Annotated in this window: 20 protein-coding genes; 10 read left to right on the top strand and 10 right to left on the bottom strand. The window is 45.0% G+C overall.

Annotated features, from left to right (window positions below):
• Position 1: 1 nt before the first annotated feature.
• Positions 2-127, top strand: a complete 126-nt coding sequence (ykgO, locus tag AACR75_RS04680) for a type B 50S ribosomal protein L36 (protein WP_010319082.1) — start codon at positions 2-4, stop codon at positions 125-127.
• Positions 128-178: 51 nt separating this feature from the next.
• Here the strand turns inward: ykgO and AACR75_RS04675 are convergent, their stop codons facing one another.
• Together AACR75_RS04675 and AACR75_RS04670 are read right to left on the bottom strand one after the other, a co-directional pair.
• Positions 179-628 carry a YaiI/YqxD family protein gene (locus AACR75_RS04675; protein WP_026027673.1) on the bottom strand — a complete coding sequence of 150 codons (450 nt, stop codon included), beginning with the start codon at positions 626-628 and terminating at the stop codon, positions 179-181.
• A gap of 7 nt (positions 629-635) precedes the next feature.
• A complete protein-coding gene (locus tag AACR75_RS04670; protein WP_047688899.1) occupies positions 636-923 on the bottom strand; it encodes a hypothetical protein in 288 nt (95 codons plus the stop codon).
• 868 nt (positions 924-1,791) lie between these two features.
• Here AACR75_RS04670 and AACR75_RS04665 point away from each other — a divergent pair.
• Entirely contained in the window at positions 1,792-2,304 is a 513-nt protein-coding gene (locus AACR75_RS04665) for a GNAT family N-acetyltransferase (protein ID WP_013857407.1), read from the top strand.
• Here the strand turns inward: AACR75_RS04665 and AACR75_RS04660 are convergent.
• Together AACR75_RS04660 and AACR75_RS04655 are read right to left on the bottom strand one after the other, a co-directional pair.
• The gene (locus AACR75_RS04660) at positions 2,264-2,563 is read right to left on the bottom strand and encodes a DUF3301 domain-containing protein (protein ID WP_047688897.1); all 300 of its coding nucleotides are present in this window, start codon (positions 2,561-2,563) and stop codon (positions 2,264-2,266) included. The genes AACR75_RS04665 and AACR75_RS04660 overlap by 41 nt on opposite strands.
• 11 nt (positions 2,564-2,574) lie before the next feature.
• Complete coding sequence (locus AACR75_RS04655) at positions 2,575-3,618, bottom strand: DUF3549 family protein (protein ID WP_026028113.1); 1,044 nt, start codon at positions 3,616-3,618, stop codon at positions 2,575-2,577.
• Between the two features lie 122 nt (positions 3,619-3,740).
• Between AACR75_RS04655 and AACR75_RS04650 the strand changes: the two genes are divergently transcribed.
• Both AACR75_RS04650 and truC read left to right on the top strand, forming a co-directional pair.
• On the top strand, positions 3,741-4,061 hold the full coding sequence (locus AACR75_RS04650; protein ID WP_047688894.1) for a YqcC family protein: 321 nt from the start codon (positions 3,741-3,743) through the stop codon (positions 4,059-4,061).
• Positions 4,055-4,777: a tRNA pseudouridine(65) synthase TruC gene (gene truC, locus AACR75_RS04645; RefSeq protein ID WP_017045581.1), complete on the top strand. Its 723-nt coding sequence runs from the start codon at positions 4,055-4,057 to the stop codon at positions 4,775-4,777. The genes AACR75_RS04650 and truC overlap by 7 nt, the downstream gene beginning before the upstream one ends.
• A 125-nt stretch (positions 4,778-4,902) precedes the next feature.
• On the opposite strand, the gene dxs is transcribed toward truC, so the two are convergent.
• The 3 genes from dxs to xseB all read right to left on the bottom strand — a co-directional run bounded on the left by dxs (position 4,903) and on the right by xseB (position 8,081).
• Positions 4,903-6,786: a 1-deoxy-D-xylulose-5-phosphate synthase gene (gene dxs / locus AACR75_RS04640; RefSeq protein ID WP_017049457.1), complete on the bottom strand. Its 1,884-nt coding sequence runs from the start codon at positions 6,784-6,786 to the stop codon at positions 4,903-4,905.
• A gap of 19 nt (positions 6,787-6,805) precedes the next feature.
• Positions 6,806-7,690, bottom strand: a complete 885-nt coding sequence (gene ispA / locus AACR75_RS04635) for a (2E,6E)-farnesyl diphosphate synthase (protein ID WP_013857402.1) — start codon at positions 7,688-7,690, stop codon at positions 6,806-6,808.
• Between the two features lie 148 nt (positions 7,691-7,838).
• Entirely contained in the window at positions 7,839-8,081 is a 243-nt protein-coding gene (gene xseB / locus AACR75_RS04630) for an exodeoxyribonuclease VII small subunit (RefSeq protein ID WP_010319093.1), read from the bottom strand.
• Positions 8,082-8,434: 353 nt separating this feature from the next.
• Between xseB and pomA the strand changes: the two genes are divergently transcribed.
• The 6 genes from pomA (at position 8,435) to rlmM (ending at position 14,530) form a co-directional block, all read left to right on the top strand.
• Positions 8,435-9,199, top strand: a complete 765-nt coding sequence (pomA, locus tag AACR75_RS04625; protein ID WP_013857399.1) for a flagellar motor protein PomA — start codon at positions 8,435-8,437, stop codon at positions 9,197-9,199.
• An 11-nt stretch (positions 9,200-9,210) separates the two neighbouring features.
• Entirely contained in the window at positions 9,211-10,155 is a 945-nt protein-coding gene (locus AACR75_RS04620; RefSeq protein WP_017044193.1) for a flagellar motor protein MotB, read from the top strand.
• Between the two features lie 162 nt (positions 10,156-10,317).
• On the top strand, positions 10,318-11,766 hold the full coding sequence (gene thiI, locus AACR75_RS04615) for a tRNA uracil 4-sulfurtransferase ThiI (protein WP_026028114.1): 1,449 nt from the start codon (positions 10,318-10,320) through the stop codon (positions 11,764-11,766).
• A gap of 376 nt (positions 11,767-12,142) precedes the next feature.
• Positions 12,143-13,054, top strand: coding sequence for a transcriptional regulator GcvA (locus AACR75_RS04610; protein ID WP_026027676.1), 912 nt, complete (start codon positions 12,143-12,145; stop codon positions 13,052-13,054).
• The gene (locus tag AACR75_RS04605; protein ID WP_013857395.1) at positions 13,044-13,442 is read left to right on the top strand and encodes a DUF423 domain-containing protein; all 399 of its coding nucleotides are present in this window, start codon (positions 13,044-13,046) and stop codon (positions 13,440-13,442) included. Before AACR75_RS04610 ends, AACR75_RS04605 begins: the two co-directional genes overlap by 11 nt.
• Complete coding sequence (gene rlmM / locus AACR75_RS04600; protein WP_017045575.1) at positions 13,439-14,530, top strand: 23S rRNA (cytidine(2498)-2'-O)-methyltransferase RlmM; 1,092 nt, start codon at positions 13,439-13,441, stop codon at positions 14,528-14,530. The genes AACR75_RS04605 and rlmM overlap by 4 nt, the downstream gene beginning before the upstream one ends.
• Before the next feature lie 44 nt (positions 14,531-14,574).
• On the opposite strand, the gene xni is transcribed toward rlmM, so the two are convergent.
• The 3 genes from xni to AACR75_RS04585 form a co-directional block, all read right to left on the bottom strand.
• Complete coding sequence (gene xni / locus AACR75_RS04595; protein WP_047688891.1) at positions 14,575-15,360, bottom strand: flap endonuclease Xni; 786 nt, start codon at positions 15,358-15,360, stop codon at positions 14,575-14,577.
• A gap of 104 nt (positions 15,361-15,464) precedes the next feature.
• The gene (gene ppnN / locus AACR75_RS04590) at positions 15,465-16,832 is read right to left on the bottom strand and encodes a nucleotide 5'-monophosphate nucleosidase PpnN (RefSeq protein ID WP_017044198.1); all 1,368 of its coding nucleotides are present in this window, start codon (positions 16,830-16,832) and stop codon (positions 15,465-15,467) included.
• A gap of 301 nt (positions 16,833-17,133) precedes the next feature.
• The gene (locus AACR75_RS04585) at positions 17,134-18,690 is read right to left on the bottom strand and encodes a GGDEF domain-containing protein (protein WP_047688888.1); all 1,557 of its coding nucleotides are present in this window, start codon (positions 18,688-18,690) and stop codon (positions 17,134-17,136) included.
• Positions 18,691-18,701: the final 11 nt, after the last annotated feature.

Here is an 18,701-nt window from a genome sequence, read left to right as displayed (position 1 = left end):
TATGAAAGTATTAAGTTCATTAAAAAGCGCAAAATCACGTCATCCAGATTGTCAAATCGTCAAAAGACGCGGTCGTTTATATGTAATTTGTAAAACCAATCCAAGATTTAAGGCGGTTCAGCGCTAATGAAGAGAAACGGTTGGACAGGCTAGTGATTGTCCAACCGTCAAAACGTGGTTATTTGTTCGCTTTAGCCAAAATGCGATCCAAATGGTTGGCAAATTCGCGCCGTTCTGTTTGAGAAAGCGCACTTGGTCCGCCAGTTTGGATACCGCTTGATCGCATTGTGTCCATAAAATCTCGAATATTGAGGCGTGCCTTGATGGTCTCTTTGGTATACAGCTCACCACGAGAATTGAGCGCCAAGCCACCTTTGGTTATCACTTCATCGGCCAGCGGAATATCGGAAGTAATTACCAAATCGCCCACTTCTACCCGTTTGACGATTTCGTTATCGGCAACATCAAAACCACTGGGGACTTGCAGTGAACGAATGTTGGATCGTTGCGGAATCGGAACGACATGATTGGCCACAAAAGTACATTCAACGCCCGTCCTTTCGGCTGCGCGGACAATGGTTTCACGAATTACTTTCGGACATGCATCGGCGTCCACCCAAATTTTCATCATTCAATTACTTCTCGGTTAGTTGTGCCTCTAGGGCTGCTACTCGGGCTGACAAAGCGGCTAGTTGCGTTTCAAGTTCGGCTACCTTGCTCGCGCTATTTTCCGTACTAACGCTCACTTCTACTTTGGGAACTCGGTGTGCATTTTTCCAACTTTTGATGGTTGCAATCAAGGCCGGCATTGGCACTGAGGTGCTAAGACGTGACTTTACTAAGGCCACACTCGGTTCCTTTCCCTGTTGTTGTAAGAGAGTCAAGATGTTTTCTAGTTCTTGAGTGACATCTTTTGTGAGCATAGGTTGTCCTTTTTGTGAGTTGCTGTGATCTTACCTTTTATTTACCAAGAGCAAAAGTGGCGAAGTGTTGTAAGAGATCTCGCACATTGTTTGTAAGAAATCACAGTGTTTAGCGCAGTGTTTGGTGGTGATTTTTTTATAACCATTTGTTTTTAATTAATATATCTATTTCTTTAGGTTGTTTTTTTTAAAATGATATTTTTAGGTGATTGTTTCTTAAAGCCAAACGAGTAAATTGGACCCTGTCGGAAGGATTCTGACAAGGAATTACAAAGCACCAGGGTTTGGTCTCTTCAGGAAGAAGACAAGGTTGTTCACGAAGAATAACCACGCAGGATGCTAGGACAGCGTAAGGATACAACAGTTGGCAGGATGCGAGCTGCATGGATTGGCGATGGACACCTTGTGGATAAGGCAGGACAACATCAGGATGATGTTATGGACACCGCTCAAGGAACAAGTGATGAGTATTGACCGGAGTGTTAGTACCATGGAAAGTTTGGACACCGCTAGGATGGCGATGCAGGATGAGCCGAAGAATTGGCCACTATTATGGATGATGCATGGAGCACACAATTTAGTAGCTGGACTGCTGCGAGTAAGACTTTAAGCCTCGACACATGCGTGTTGAGGCTTTTCTTATTACTTGCATTCTGGCTTTAGCGTGTTGTTGCTTCAAAAAAAGTTCATATGATAAGTGCAGCAAAATAATAACAACAAAAAAACAATCTAGATCAATTACCTCATCGTTCGGTTGGTTTAATTTTCGGCTTCTTTGCAAAAATAGAGTACCAGATTTTATCTGGGCTAAGGCGTATTGCCCTGAGCCTAGTTGAGTCTTTCGGTATTATTTTGCGGCTAACAAGGATTGTACGTGACAACCGTAACAAGAAGAACACTTCTTCTCCCTTACACCGATTCGTTAGAGTCTGATTTTTTGATGCTCAATTGTTGCGCCAAAAATCGGGCACAGATGAATGGCCCTAAAACGGTCGCTTCAGCAAAACAGCTTTTTCAACGAGTGCTTCATGATCCTCATTTGTACGCAATGGCGGTGTTAGATAATTATAACCGCGAATACATGGGGCATTTGTTCATTGAACTTGACGAAGAGCGAGCAGAACTCGGTTTTCTGTTTGATAAATTGTATTGGGGCAAAGGCATTGCAACTGAGGCATTGAAGGCTTTTTTACCTAAAGCGGCCTACCAATTGCAACGACAAAAAATTACAGCCACTGCTAATATTGGCCACCATGCCTCTATTGCGGTACTCAAAAAACTCGGCTTTGAGCTGTTGGGTGAGAAAGAAGATGTTTTTGGCCCTTATTGGGAATTTGAGTTTACATACGATGAGGCGGCAAATGAAAAGCAGATGGCCTAAAGCCTATCATTTGTAATTCACCTTGGTAGCAGTCGTCACCTAGTGCAGAAAACTCAAACCAATAAACGGTATGCCAACGCCAGAGTCCTTCTGGCGTTTTGAATTTGTGGCGTCCAAAAGCAACGCTGATCAGCTGTAAGTCGAGTTGTTCGCATTCTCGACTGATCGCCGCTTTTGCTAATTCGGCTTGGCGACGCTGTTGCCAGAAAAGAAAGCAGCCCAAACTGAGTAATAAAATAGCCAATAGATCGCCTAGCATAAACATTCCAGTTATTGAGTTTTGGTCGCTTGCTGTAAGCGAATTAAGGCATCGGCTAATTCGATCGAAGGGCTAGAATGCAGCAGTGGCAGCAGTACCATTCGCAGTTCTGGCAGCATCACTAAATCAGCAAAGAGCTGGTTAAAGAGGGTTTGATTGCCTGTTTGCGCCAAGCGTAATAAAAACGTTTCGGCAAGCAATGGGTTAGACAATACATGCCACGAGCGCCCTGCAATGGCAATTAATATCTCTTGATGGCTCAAGCGTGGGCTTTGCAGAATACGTTCAACCAAGGTCGCGGTGAGTGCATTATTCGCACCTGATAAGGCTCGTACTAAGGCAGAGAGTAAGAACAGATCAGGTTCGTGGCTTTCGATGTGCAACATTGCCATCTCTTGCAAACGCAGCGCCAACTTATCATTCAACGGTGCACTATGTTCGAGCGCCCCCAGCAGGGCATACAAAGGCTGAGCGGGGAGGTGGTTTAATGCTTTCCTTAATAACACGCTATTTTGTTCTTTGCTTAAACGAGCACAAATATCAGTAATGCCTTGTAAGCCGACCGTCTGCCAGTTTTCCCAGCCTAAATCCCCACTAAAATAGTGTTGTGCATGCTCATAATATTGGCTTGATGGTAGGTTCAACTGGGCGCGTATTTGGCTGTGGAATACCGCCATTTTGTCGTCGCTCGGTTTAAAGGTATAAGGATTATTGGCAAGCTTTTGTTGCTGCTCATCGCTGAGGTCTTGATGCAAACGTGACCCCATCGCTTCAAGTACAAACTTGATGAAGTTACCTATCTCAGCTTGTTTGAGTAGGCCGCGTTCATCCAAAGAGAATTTAAGAAACCAGATCCAAGGTTGTTGGGCTTGGTTCCAATACGCGATGGCAAGATGAGCATGACGCTGCAATGGATAGGGATACGGTTGTTGACCTTTTTCTACTTGAGAAAAGTGTGTATTTTCAATCGGGCAGATGCGTCTTCCTAAATCAAAGATCCGATATTGGCTACCACTATTGGTGAGCAATTGGCTAAGCGTATGAATGGTATCCATGGATAAAGTGGCCTTAACTTGTGTTCTTGAATAACTATTTTTGATCAATAACTCTCTTTGAACAATAAATGGTACTCTATAGCCCATTTTCAAGGTCACTTAGCAAATTAACTTGGTGAATAATGACAGTAAGCACAGAACTGACCCACCTGTTGAAGCAATTAGAAACTCAGCTACGCAATACTCAGTGCTGGCAATCTCAGCCACCAAGCGAAAGCGCATTGATGAGCACAGAGCCTTTCTCCATCGATACCCTCACTCCGGAGCAGTGGCTGCAGTGGATTTTCATCCCCAAAATGTTATTGGCAATTGAGCAGCAAGCAGAGCTTCCTCAAGGGTTTTCGCTCACTCCCTATTTTGAAGAGGCATGGCAACATCAAGCGGAATTGGCTGAGGTGATTGCGCTGCTACGTTTGATTGATGAGGTAAGCCAACCATGTTAGAGATTCTGTATCAGGACGATGATTTGGTCGCCGTGAATAAACCCGCAGGAATGCTGGTGCATCGCTCATGGCTAGATAAACACGAAACGCAATTTGTGATGCAAACGCTGCGCGATCAAATTGGCCAGCATGTGTTTCCCCTACATCGATTAGATAGGCCAACTTCTGGCGTGCTCGTGTTTGCGCTCTCCAGTGAAGTGGCGGCGCAAATGATGCCGATGTTTGCCAACCATCAAATGGAAAAAACGTACCATGCGATTGTGCGTGGTTGGATTGAACAAGGGGATGTGCTTGATTACCCACTCAAAATCGAGTTAGATAAAATTGCCGATAAGTTTGCCAAACAAGATAAAGAAGCCCAAGAAGCGATCACCGCTTATCAACCATTAGCGACAGTAGAAGTGCCGTATTCAACCGGGCGTTTCCCAACCAGCCGCTACTGTTTGGTGGAAATGAAGCCGCAAACGGGCCGTAAACATCAGTTGCGTCGTCATATGCACCATTTGAGTCATCCGATTATTGGTGATACCACTCATGGTGATGGCAAGCACAACCGCCTATTTCGCGATCATTATGACGCGCAGCGTCTGATGCTCCATGCCTCTGAATTACGTTTTACTCATCCGTTTACTGGCCAAGCATTAGTGCTTAAAGCTGGTTTTGATGAGGTATGGCAAAGGCTGTTTACTCAGTTTGAGTGGAGCCAGCCGATATAAAAACAAAACCCTCGCGATGCGAGGGTTTTGAGTATTGGGATGTAACTGAAAGTGGTGTAGCTTATCGAGCTATTCGGTTCATAAAAACCTTCAGTTCATAAAACCGACAGCTTATAAAACGCTCGCTACTTTGCTAAATATTCTTGAATGGAACGCTCGATTCCTTTGGCATCTAAACCTAATTCTGCATGCAGCTCTTCTTGTGTGCCTTGAGCGATGAATTGATCAGGCAAACCTAGATTGAGTACCGGTTTTAGGATTTTCTCTTTCATCATCAATTCAATGACACCAGCACCCGCACCACCTGCAATCGCATTCTCTTCCAAGGTCACTAGCACATCATGTTGCGCAGCCAGTTGGCGAATGAGTGTTTCATCAAGGGGCTTAACAAATCGCATGTCAGCCACTGTTGCATTTAGCTTATCGGCTGCTTCAAGCGCGTTTGGTAGGAAAGTGCCAAAGTTGAGGATCGCGATTTTTTCATTCGCGATAGCCGTGTCACATTGGCGCATAATGCGTCCTTTGCCAATCTCTAACGCACTAAATTGGGTTTGAATTTCGACTCCCATGCCATTGCCTCGAGGATAACGCACGGCGCTTGGCCCGGTGTGTTTATGGCCGGTATAGAGCATTTGTCGGCACTCATTTTCATCGGCGGGTGCCATGATCACCATGTTGGGAATACAGCGCATGAAGCTTAAATCAAACGCACCTTGGTGAGTTTGGCCATCAGCTCCGACTAACCCTGCGCGGTCAATGGCAAACATAACCGGTAAATTCATGATGGCAACATCGTGGATCAGTTGATCATAACCCCGTTGTAAAAAGGTTGAGTAGATCGCCACTATCGGATGATCTCCCGCAATCGCCATACCTGTCGCAAGGGTGACGGCATGTTGCTCAGCAATCGCCACATCAAAATATTGTTGTGGGAACTCTTTTGAAAAGCGAACCATGCCAGAGCCTTCGCGCATCGCGGGTGTAATCGCCATTAATTTTGGATCTTGCGCGGCCATATCGCATAAAAAATCGCCAAAGATTTTAGAAAAAGTAGGTTTAGCATTGCTGCTTTTTGGCAGGCTAGTGTGGCTCGGGTCAAATTTAGGAACGCCATGGTAACCAATCGGATCTTTTTCGGCGGGCTCATAACCTTTGCCTTTTTTGGTCATGATGTGCAAAAACTGCGGGCCTTTGAGCTCGCGCATGTTGCGTAATGTCTTGATAAGTTCAATCACATCATGGCCATCGACTGGGCCGATATAGTTAAATCCAAGCTCTTCAAACAAGGTGCCGGGTACGACCATGCCTTTCAAGTGCTCTTCTGTGCGGCGTACCAGCTCTTTGATAGGCGGTATGCCAGAGAGCACTTTTTTGCCCCCTTCACGGATCGAGGTATAAAGGCTACCGGAAAGCAGTTGCGCTAAATGATTATTCAGTGCGCCGACGTTTTCAGAGATCGACATTTCGTTGTCGTTGAGCACGACTAACATATCCGGATGAACGTCGCCAGCATGGTTCATTGCTTCAAAGGCCATGCCTGCGGTGATAGCACCATCACCAATCACGCCCACCACTTTGCGATTTTTCCCTTCTTTACCTGCACTGATCGCCATCCCTAAGGCGGCACTGATTGAGGTGGACGAGTGACCAACAGAGAGCGTGTCATATTCACTTTCTTCACGCCAAGGAAAAGGGTGAAGACCGTCTTTTTGACGAATGGTCGACATTTTCTCGCGGCGACCAGTTAATATTTTGTGCGGGTAAGCTTGGTGGCCTACATCCCAAATCAGCTGATCGAAAGGGGTGTTATAGACGTAGTGTAGGGCAACCGTTAATTCAACCGTGCCTAAGCCTGACGCAAGGTGGCCACTCGACTGACTGACGGAATTGAGAAGGTAGTTTCTTAATTCATCACACAACGTTGGCAGAACCTCTTTCGGCAGACTGCGCAGTTCATCGGGTGTATTTGCTAAAGCCAGTGTTGGGTATTTTGAAATATCAAGAGTCATAATTTTGCGCGCTTATAGTTTAGTTCTTGCGCTCGACGACGTATCGGGCGAACTCTTCGAGTGATTCTGTATTGTAGGGTATTGCTTCCAAGGCTTGAAGAGCTTCCTGTAACAGACTTTGTGCTTTATCAATAGCACCTTGTAACCCTAGCAGCGCTGGGTAGGTACTTTTATTGAGTTGTTGATCCGAGCCTTGAGGTTTACCTAATGTCTCGGTATCGCTAACGATATCCAAAATATCATCTTGAACTTGGAATGCGAGACCAACGGCATCGGCATAGCGATCCAATTGTGGTAGTACCGCAAGCCCTTTTTCACCAGCCGCAAGCGCACCTAAACGGATTGCACAACGCATCAAGGCTCCCGTTTTATTGCGATGGATCTCTTCTAATTCCTGCACTGAGACCAGACGATTTTCCGCTTGCAGATCCAACGCTTGCCCTATACACATACCTTGAGCACCGGAAGCTTGAGCCAACATTTGGACCATCTTAATGCGGTTGACTTGCGCATGTTCGGCGAGTTGACCTTCTGCCAAAATAGTAAAGGCCAGTGTTTGCAGGGCATCGCCCGCTAAAATCGCGATGGCTTCGTCAAATTCGATGTGACAAGTGGCTTTACCGCGACGCAATTCATCGTCGTCCATCGCGGGAAGGTCATCGTGGATCAATGAATAAGCATGAATACATTCTATTGCGCAGGCTGGGGTATCGAGTTCATCTGGCGTACAACCAAGCATTTGCCCTGTGATATACACCAAATAAGGTCGAGCTCTTTTACCGCCAAGTAACAAACCGTAGCGCATCGCGTCAATCAACGGTTGTTTTTGGTGCGGTAAACGGCCTAACCAAAGGTTTAATTGGTCAATATTTCTTTGCTGATAGGAGCTCAGAGCCTCAATCATAGGGCACTCTTTCTACTAAGTTGTGGTATCTACTAGGTTACGATCGACCGTTTCCCTGTGACTTAATTGACAGGTTCATGTCACATAGCGAGCGATGAGATCGATAAATATGAGTCAGTAATAAGTATGTATCAGTAATACATGCCTATTACTCAGGTAGTTCAGTAAAGTCAGAGAGTGGCGCGTCATCGCTCGCACTGAGCAAAATACTGACTCGCTGCTCCGCTTCACTTAACTTACTTTGTCCAGCACGAGCAAGGGATATTCCGCGCTCGAATTTTTTTAGCGCATCATCTAAGGCTAAATCGCCATTTTCTAGCTGTTCCACTAAGCTATCAAGTTCTTCGATTGTCGCTTCGAAGGACATATTTTCAGGTTTCTTGCTCGCCATAATCTTTTTATCTTGGTAAATATGCACGAAAGTTACCTTAGGGCGTAGTGATGGTCAAATTTAACCAACGATTTTTGTCTGAAAAGTCCCTCTTTTGGAACTGTCACTATCACAAATAATAAAAATAATAATACGATACTTAGCAACCAGACCGATATTTACTGAAATAGTGACGGTGACTCAGAATCTTGGCCATATCAGTGTGCTGGCAACAGTGCATCTTTGCTCAGTTTAGGTATAAACTGAATAGAGAGAATTTCGGTATGATCCAATAATTTACTTAAAGATTTGAATCTATTGCCGATAACGAGTTTAAACTCATTATCGCAGGTAAGCAGCATGAGGAGTGCTTTGTGGATTTAGCAACGCTGATAGGCCTGATCGGAGGCCTCGCTTTCGTTATCATGGCGATGATTTTAGGCGGAAGCCTAATGATGTTCTTCGACGTCACATCCATCTTGATCGTAGTGGGTGGGTCAATGTTTGTTGTATTGATGAAGTTCACGATGGGACAATTCTTCGGTGCAGCCAAGGTGGCAGGTAAGGCATTTATGTTCAAATCCGATGAACCTGAAGATTTGATCGCGAAAATTGTAGAAATGGCTGATGCGGCGCGGAAAGGTGGTTTTCTTGCATTAGAAGAGATGGAAATTACCAATAGCTTCATGCAAAAGGGGATCGATTTGCTGGTGGATGGCCATGATGCTGACGTGGTGCGCTCTGCGTTGCAAAAAGACATTGTATTGACTGATGAGCGTCATTCACAGGGAACTGGCGTATTTCGTGCTTTTGGTGACGTAGCGCCAGCGATGGGCATGATCGGTACTTTGGTGGGCTTGGTTGCCATGCTGTCTAACATGGATGACCCCAAATCAATTGGTCCTGCCATGGCCGTTGCCTTATTAACTACCTTGTACGGCGCTGTTCTCTCGAACATGATTTTTTTCCCGATTGCAGACAAACTCGCTTTGCGCCGAGATCAAGAAAAGCTTAACCGCCGTTTAATCATGGATGGTGTTCTGGCTATTCAGGATGGACAAAACCCACGGGTCATTGATAGTTATCTGAAAAACTACCTCAATGAAGGCAAGCGTGTTTTAGATGTTGATAGCGAATAACGGAGCCTGTAATGGATGATGAAGAAGGCTGTAAATGCCCACCTCCCGGCTTGCCGTTGTGGATGGGAACCTTTGCCGATTTAATGTCGCTGTTGATGTGTTTCTTCGTACTACTGCTCTCTTTTTCCGAGATGGACGTACTGAAGTTTAAACAGATAGCGGGCTCGATGAAGTTTGCTTTTGGTGTGCAAAATCGTTTGGAAGTGAAAGACATTCCTAAAGGGACAAGCATCATTGCACAAGAGTTTCGCCCAGGCCGCCCCGAGCCGACACCGATTGATGTCATCATGCAACAAACCATTGATATCACGCAGCAGACACTTGAGTTTCAAGAAGGGGATTCAGATCGAGCGGGTGGTGTTCAGCGTGAAGAAGGTCAATTGACGGGGGGGCAATCCCCTGAAACTTCAACGCAGAATAATCAAAATACTCAATCGGAAATGCAACAACAGCAAGCAGAATCTATGTCGCAAGAGATGGAAATTGTTGAACAGGACATCAAAAAAGCGTTAGCAAGAGAAATCGAACAAGGCGCAATTGAAGTTGAAAACTTAGGTCAGCAATTGGTGATCCGTATTCGTGAAAAAGGTGCGTTTCCCGAAGGTTCTGCATTTCTACAACCTAAGTTTCGTCCATTGGTTCGTCAAATTGCCGATCTGGTTAAAGATGTGCCGGGCATTGTGCGTATTTCTGGCCATACCGACAATCAAAGTGTCGATTCTGAATTGTATCGCTCAAACTGGGATCTTTCGGCTCAACGAGCGGTTTCTGTTGCGCAAGAGATGGAAAAGGTTCGTGGGTTTTCTCATCAACGACTCAGGGTGCGTGGTATGGCCGATACCGACCCAGTCGGCTCTAACGATACGGAAAGTGAACGTTCACGCAACCGCCGAGTAGAAATCAGTATCATGCAAGGTGAACCGCTGTACAGTGATGAAGTTCCATCCGTTCAGTAAGTTACGTTGGATTATGTAAAAACACATAGACGAGCGCTAAGGCTCGTCTTTTTTATGGTTATCACCTCGTGTATAATCCTGCGCCCTTAGCGGTGTATCAGTAGCAAGCAGAATGCGGCCCATTGATTCACCACGTTGCCCAATCAGATTGCGAATAGAACTATGAAATTTATTGTTAAGCCCCATCCGGAAATTTTTGTTAAAAGTGACTCAGTACGCAAGCGCTTCACAAAAATTTTAGAGTCCAATATTCGTAATATCATCAAACGAAGAACAGAGTCAGTCGCGGTATTTAACCGTCGCGATCACATTGAAGTGGCTGCGCAAAGTGACCAATACTATCAAGAAGTCCTTGAAATTCTGACTCATACTCCTGGCATCCAGCAAGTGCTCGAAGTGCAGCAATCTGAGTTTAAGGATATGCATGACATTTACGAGCAAGTGTTAGCACTCAGCCGTAATAACATCGAAGGAAAAACTTTTGTCGTGCGTGCTAAGCGTCGAGGAAAGCATGATTTTACCTCAATCGATGTTGAGCGTTATGTTGGTGGTGGTTTAAACCAAGCAGTTGAGAGTGCAAAAGTTCAACTTAAAAACCCGGACGTTACCATCAATATTGAAATAGCCGATGAATTGCTCAATCAAGTGATTGCCCGTTATAAAGGTTTAGGTGGTTTCCCTCTTGGCACTCAAGAAGATTTATTGAGTTTGATTTCTGGTGGTTTTGACTCGGGTGTATCAAGCTATTTACACATCAAACGTGGCTCAAAAGTGCATTATTGCTTCTTCAATTTAGGCGGCCCTGCGCATGAAATTGGTGTAAAGCAAGTGGCCCATTATTTGTGGAATAAATACGGTTCTTCAGCCAAAGTGCGTTTTATCTCGGTCGATTTCGAGCCTGTGGTGGCTGAAATCTTAGAAAAAGTAGACGATGGTCAAATGGGTGTGGTGCTAAAACGTATGTTTATGCGCGCCGCAGGCATGATAGCTCATAAGTTAAATATTGAAGCTTTAGTGACCGGAGAAGCGTTGGGTCAAGTTTCGAGCCAAACTCTAACTAATCTTCGTCATATTGATGGTGTGACAGATACTCTAATTTTGCGTCCTCTCATCAACTGGGACAAAGAAGAGATTATTAAAGTGGCGCGTGAGATTGGAACAGAAGATTTCGCCAAAACGATGCCAGAATACTGTGGGGTTATTTCAAAAAGCCCAACAGTTAAAGCGGTGAAAGCGAAATTAGAAGCCGAAGAAGCGAAGTTTGATTTCTCAATCCTAGAGCACGTAGTTTACAACGCTCGTCAAATGGATATTCGTGATATTGAGAAAGAGAGCCAAGAGCAAGCACCTGAAGTTGAACAAGTGACCGCTATCGAAAAAGATGCGGTGGTACTTGATATTCGTAGCCCAGATGAAGAAGATGACAAGCCACTGCTGATTGAAGGTGTGGAAGTAAAACATTTGCCTTTCTACAAGTTATCGACTCAGTTTGGCGATTTGGATCAATCGAAAACATATCTCTTATATTGTGCGCGCGGTGTGATGAGCCGGCTTCAAGCTTTGTATTTGAAAGAGCAAGGCTTTAACAACATCAAGGTATATCGACCTTAATCGTTATCTCGATACAGAATCGACCGCTCACGTTTTCGTGAGCGGTTTTTTTATGGCTCCGACTTAATCACAGACATAAAAAAACACCGCCCAAGGGCGGTGCTAAAGAATTTGACAGACAGGTCAAACAATAAATACAGGAAGTATATGTTTTGGTGCAGGGGATAACTGCACAAAACAGGATGGTAGAATTCTACCTCACTCGAAATACGAGTTTGCAAACACAACATCGCAACAAAAGCCAATTGATTCATAACTGAATCAAGCCGTTCAGGCCTTGTTGCGGGGTGAAATATAGAATTTCTCTAGCCGCTCGGCAATGGACAATTTATAATGTTTCAGATTAAAAAAACTAATCTAATTTTTGAGTGTACCTATGTCCAGAAGATTGCCACCATTAAACTCGCTGAAAGTGTTTGAAGCGGCAGCTCGCCAGCTGAGTTTTACTCGCGCTGCGGAAGAGCTATTTGTGACACAAGCCGCAGTCAGTCATCAAATCAAAGCGTTAGAGGAATTTTTAGGGTTAAAGCTATTTCGCCGTCGTAATCGTTCTCTGCTATTGACAGAAGAAGGGCAAAGTTACTTTCTCGACATTAAAGATATCTTCACCGCACTCTCTGAAGCCACCGATAAGGTACTAGAGCGCAGTGAGAAAGGGGCATTAACCATTAGTTTACCGCCGAGTTTTGCGATTCAGTGGCTCGTGCCACGTCTGGCCGATTTTAACCAGCAAGAGCCGGATATTGATGTGCGTATCAAAGCGGTTGATATGGATGAAGGTTCGTTAACCGATGATGTGGATGTGGCGATTTATTATGGACGAGGTAACTGGCCTGGTTTACGCGCGGATAAGTTGTATCAAGAGTTTTTGATCCCGCTTTGTTCTCCTTCACTGCTGTTAGGCCCTAAGCCTTTAGAAACACTGGACGATCTAACACGCCATACTCTGCTACACGATACTTCACGTAAAGATTGGAAACAGTTTGCCAAAGAGAACGATCTTGAAGGGGTGAATGTCAACCACGGCCCCATCTTTAGCCATTCGACCATGGTGCTGCAAGCGGCGGCGCATGGGCAAGGTATCGCACTGGGGAATAACGTGTTAGCTCAGCCAGAGCTGGAAGCGGGTCGCTTGATTGCGCCTTTTGACGAAGTGCTGATGACTAAAAATGCTTTCTATGTGGTCTGTCACGAGAAGCAGGCCGATATGGGGCGCATCGCCACTTTCCGTGATTGGATGCTCAAAAAAGCCAGAAGGGAACAAGAGGTATTGTTAGATGAAGAGTAAGTTATTGCTCACTATCGCGGCTTTTATGGCGGGCGTTGGTGTCGCTCTAGGTGCTTTTGCGGCGCACGGCCTAAAAGCGTATTTAACCCCTTACTTGCTTTCGGTGTTTGAAACGGGAGTGCAGTACCAATCGATTCACGCTTTAGCCATATTAGCGTGTGGTATTTTGCTGCGTTGTCGTTTGGGATCGAAAGCACAAAAATATTTTTTCATTGCGGCAATTTGCTTTATCATCGGCGTCCTTTGTTTTAGCGGCAGTCTTTACGCTTTAGCACTCACGGGCATCAAGTGGTTTGGCCCGATCACGCCATTTGGTGGCGTGTTCTTTATGCTAGGGTGGGGAGTGTTTGGCTATGCAGCACTTAATATTCAAGAGGTGGACCAGTGAAACACGTAATGCTCTATTGTCGTGCAGGCTTTGAAAAAGAGTGTGCCGGAGAGATCCAAGATAAAGCGACTAAGCTAGAGGTTTTTGGTTTTCCTCGTTTGAAAAACAATACGGGTTACGTTTTGTTTGAGTGCTATCAGGCCGGTGATGCTGATAAGCTGATTAAAGAGATCGATTTCCAATCGCTTATTTTTGCTCGTCAGATGTTTGCGGTAGCGGCGGAATTTAGCGATTTACCTAAAGATGATCGTATTTCGCCTATCTTATCTGAACTCGCCGAACTTGAGGGTTTTCCGCGTTGTGGTGACATTCGCATTGAAACGCCAGATACCAATGAAGCGAAAGAGTTGCTCAAATTTTGTCGTAAGTTTACCGTGCCATTGCGTCAAGCGTTACGTGGCAAGGGGATTCTATCTAACAAAGAGTCGGCGAAGAGACCTGTGCTACATGTCTGTTTTATTCAACCCGGCCACTGCTTCGTCGGGTATTCGTACACCAACAATAACTCGCCTTTTTTCATGGGTATTCCTCGTTTGAAATTCCCAGCCGATGCGCCAAGTCGTTCCACACTGAAGTTGGAAGAGGCTTTCCATGTGTTTATTCCTCGTGAAGAGTGGGATGAACGTTTGGCTCCGGGAATGTGGGCGGTAGACTTGGGCGCATGCCCAGGGGGCTGGACTTACCAACTGGTGAAGCGTTCGATGTTTGTTCATGCTATCGACAACGGTCTAATGGCTGAAAGTTTGATGGACACAGGACAAGTGAAACACCATGCCGAGGATGGTTTTAAATTTGAGCCGCCACGCAAGAACGTGACTTGGATTGTGTGTGACATGATTGAAAAGCCAGCTCGTGTTGCGCATTTAATGGGGCAGTGGATCCTCAAGGGTTGGGCGAAAGAAGCCATCTTCAACTTAAAGCTGCCAATGAAAGGGCGCTATGATGAAGTTTTACAAGATATTGAAAACCTAAAAGTTTTTCTGATTAAAAATGATGTAAAGTTCCGCATGCAGGCAAAGCATTTGTATCATGATCGTGAAGAGATCACAGTGCATGTTCAATGCTTGTCGAACATCTCTCCGCACTAATGCTCCAATAGGTTAATTTAACGCTCCTTTCTAGGAGCGTTTTGCTATTCTGGATGGGATACTTGCGCTGAAAAGCGAATGTCTTGCAAATTAAAACCGAGCTCTATATCGCTCTTTAGTGTGGCAATGTGTTTGCAGACTCGCGCCATATCGATCTGCTCATCAAATTTTTTACGGTATTTCTTGGCCAAATCAGCACTGGCGTAGGCCGCTTCTATGTCGGGAAATTGCGTTAATATCTCTTTTGCTGCTTTGGGACCAATGCCAGCAATGCCGGGAACTTGGCTTGAACTGATGCCCGTTAATCCCCAAAAATCGGTTAATTGGCTCGGCTTTACGCCAAATTCCTGTTCAATAAAGGGTTGATCTAACCAACGATGTTGAAAGTAGTCACGAATTTGTAAAGTGGGGGAGAGCAGTTGGCAGTAGCCTTTATCGGTTGAAATGATCGTTACTTTTTCACCGTGGCTTGCCACTTTCGTGGCTAAGGTGGCCACCAAATCATCGGCTTCATCACCTTCCGAGAGCAGTGAATCAATCCCTAATTCCCACCATGCTTGCTGAATGGCGTCTAAGCCAAGTTGCAGTGCTTCTGGCATCGGCTTCCGGTTCTGCTTATAAGTCGGTAGAAGTTGTGCTCTCCAGCCCCGGTCTTGTAAGTGATGATCAAACACGGCGATGATGTGGGTCGGTTTAGCTTCATTGATGATACGGTGCAAGGTGCGCGAGGTTGTCTCTATGGTTCTTGCCATATCGTTAGGATCGGGTTGTGCGGAGTGCACCCGACGGATCAAATTCAAAGCATCAATGATGACAAGGTGTAAAGACATAACGACCAAAAAATAAGGGCTTAATAAGCCCTTATTGTAATGATCTCACTTAATATTGCCACTCATCCCCGGCATAAGTTATTTTTGCCTTTAATGGTTAATGGTTAATGGTTATTGGTTGCAATTTTATAGCAAGGTTCATAAGCACTGCCGCCGGGCAGCTTCATTCGGTGTTGTGCAACGAAGTCTTTTAGCAATAGATCCATTTTTTTCATCAATTGGGCATCGCCATCAATGATGAATGGGCCGTGACGTTCAATTTCTCGAATGCCTTCCGCTTTCACATTACCAGCGACAATGCCAGAGAAGGCGCGACGCAAGTTAGCAGCGAGTACTTCTGGTTTTTGGTTTAGGTGTAAATCCAAGTTGGCCATACTGTCGTGAGTCGGTTCAAAAGGCAGTTGGAACTCAGGCTCGATTTTGAGGGACCAGTTGAAACTATAAGCATCACCGCTATCTTTACGATGCTGACGAACCAGCGGCATCGCTTGGCTCATGATACGCGCCGCTTTTTCTGGATCATCAATGACGATTTGATAATGCTGGCGTGCTTTTTCACCTAATGTTTCGGCAATGAATGTGTCGATTGAACGGAAGTAGGCTTCGCTCTCTTTTGGACCAGTCAGTACAATTGGCATTGGTTGGCTTGCGTTATCTGGGTGCATCATGATACCCAAAATGTACAGCAGTTCTTCCGCTGTTCCTGCTCCACCGGGGAAAATAATGATGCCGTGCGCCATTCGTACAAAAGCTTCTAGGCGTTTTTCGATATCCGGCATAATCACCAATTCGTTCACAATCGGATTCGGTGGCTCGGCGGCAATGATCGATGGTTCGGTTAAGCCAAGATAGCGTTGTGCGGTATAGCGTTGTTTAGCGTGTCCAATGGCGGCCCCTTTCATTGGCCCTTCCATAGCGCCTGGTCCGCAGCCTGTACAAATGTTCAGTTCACGCAAGCCCAGTTCATGGCCCACTTCCCGCGTATATTGGTACTCAGTAGGGTTGATAGAGTGTCCACCCCAACAAACCACTAAGTTAGGTTCAAGACCGGGAACCAAGGCACTGGCATTACGCAAAATACCAAACACTAAGTTGGTGATGTGAATGGCGTTGGTAAGATTTAGGCGCTGATTATCCGCCAGATGCATGTTGACATAAACGATATCGCGTAGGACCGAAAACAGATGTTCTTGAATTCCTTTAATGATCTGCCCATCAACAAAGGCATGTTCTGGTGGATTCGTCAGCTCTAGCTTGATACCGCGTTCACGGCGCATGACAGTGACATCAAAAGATTTATATTTTTCAAGAAGTTCTTTTGAGTTATCCGTATGGCTACCAGAGTTTAGTACCGCCAAAGTGCAGTTGCGATACAGTTGATATAGATCGCTCGACGCGGTCTTTTTTAGACGCTCAACTTCAAGTTGAGAAAGCAGATCCATGCTGCCTGTAGGGCTGATATGAGTAATCATACTGGCCTCCTTAGTTGAGAAGTAAGGAAAATGTCCACGCTACGACTAAAGTTGGTTTTTATATATACCCGCTTAGTATGGAGTATAGGTCATGGTTCGTTTAGTGGCGGATGTGCGATAGGACGACATAACTGATTGAAATTACAGTATCAATCTAGTTCTTTTCTCGATTGTTAGGAAATGTTTATGCAAGCAGAGTGTGATGTTCAGCACACTTTAGTTTGGTTTTGTTCAAATAGCGACCAGTTAAGGCCGCTATTTGAATGGGTTTATTTTGTCTACATCCGATCTGGACTTGTGTTTATTTCCAAACCACTTGGTTAGGGCCGAAACTCTTGGCTTCTAGTAACGAGCGGCGTAAACGTTCAAGTACTTCCTCTGGCGTATCGGAGTCTTTAAAACAGGTACTCGCGGCTGAAAGTGTAATCGTAATACTCTTGTCTCTGAACTTGAAAGGGAGCCTCGATACATGACGTTGAATGTTTTTTACCACCTTGAAACAGTGATTATCTTCTTGATCGGGAAGTAAAATAATAAATTCTTCACCAGAGAAACGTGCCACGGTATCCGTATCGGATGCTTCTTTGGATATGGTTCGGGCAATAATTTTAAGGGCTTTATCACCTGCCGTATAGCCAAAGCTATCGTTGATAGTTTTGAACTTATCAATATCAAAGATTACGATTCGGAAAGTGTGTTGAGCTCTTATCCAGCGCCGATATTCCAGCTCAAGGTGGTCATTAAAGGCCGTGCGATTATAGACTTTTGTCAGTGGATCAAGCAGCAAGCGCTGAGACTGATCTTCCAATCGACGGCGATAATCTTGGGTGAGCTCAAACAGAGCTTCCATTTGATTTTTGCCATAATTTAAGCGTTCAATCAGTGCCTGATCGCGTTGCTCTGCATGACTTAAGCGTTCAGAAAGTGACGCCATTTCGCATAATATAGGTGAAACGGAGAGCTTAAGATCGTCAATCGCCACAGAATCTTTGATTAGGGTTTGGCTTTGGGTAATCAAAGCGGCGAGTTCAGCATTCATCTCTTGGCGATGTTCAAAGTAACTCTGGCTTTGGTCTGCGTTGTGAGTGCTACTTTTAATGTGTTTTGTGAGTGATGAGTTGACCTGTTCTAAAAACTTCTCAGATGTTTTTCGCTCACTGTTGGTGCCATCAATCACCAGTTTTAGAACCTCTAACGTCAACTCTAAGAGCGTTGATGTCGATACGCCAATCAACAGCTTGGCACGAATATCTACCAGTAGTTCCCCTGATTCACCTTCAAAATCCAATTCAGTGATCAGGTGTTGCAGTTCATCGGATAGCTTGGTCAATAGCTCTCTATCCGCGACATGCAGCTCGCTGATGGCCGTATTCGGATTCGCTGTTATTATTTTGATTGCACGTTCATAAATCCCAAGCAGTTGAATCGCTTGTTCGGCTTTAGGCTGAGCTTCTGAAAAACTGAGCAGATCACGCAAATCACGCTTAAGTTTGGCGGGTAGGCCAGCAACGCGAAGTAATGTTTCCCCACAATGTTTGATTTGAGAGTCCAAATGAGAGTTTTCTTTTTCCATAACCAAAGTTTGTTGCTTCAACATGCGCTCCAATACGGCTAAGCGAGGTATGAGCGTGCTTACGTCTTTTTGTTGCTCTAGAGCTTCACGAAGATCCGATAAATTAATATTTAGCTGATGATCATTGCCCTGACACGCCAAGCTTAATGATGTGACGATCCGTTTTAGGACAGTATGTTCTCGTTTAAATTTGAACGAAGTGTCCCTGTGTGTCAAACGAACCTGTTCCAACTGAGTTTTCAGCTGCTGTAACTGTGTTTGAATATCCTGTTCGAGAGCGCCCATGTACAACTAAA

The sequence above is a fragment of the Vibrio sp. ZOR0018 genome, assembly GCF_963865925.1.
Lineage (GTDB): Bacteria > Pseudomonadota > Gammaproteobacteria > Enterobacterales > Vibrionaceae > Vibrio > Vibrio anguillarum.
Note: the sequence above shows the minus strand (reverse complement) of the source record. Positions and strands in the feature narration are given on the sequence as shown.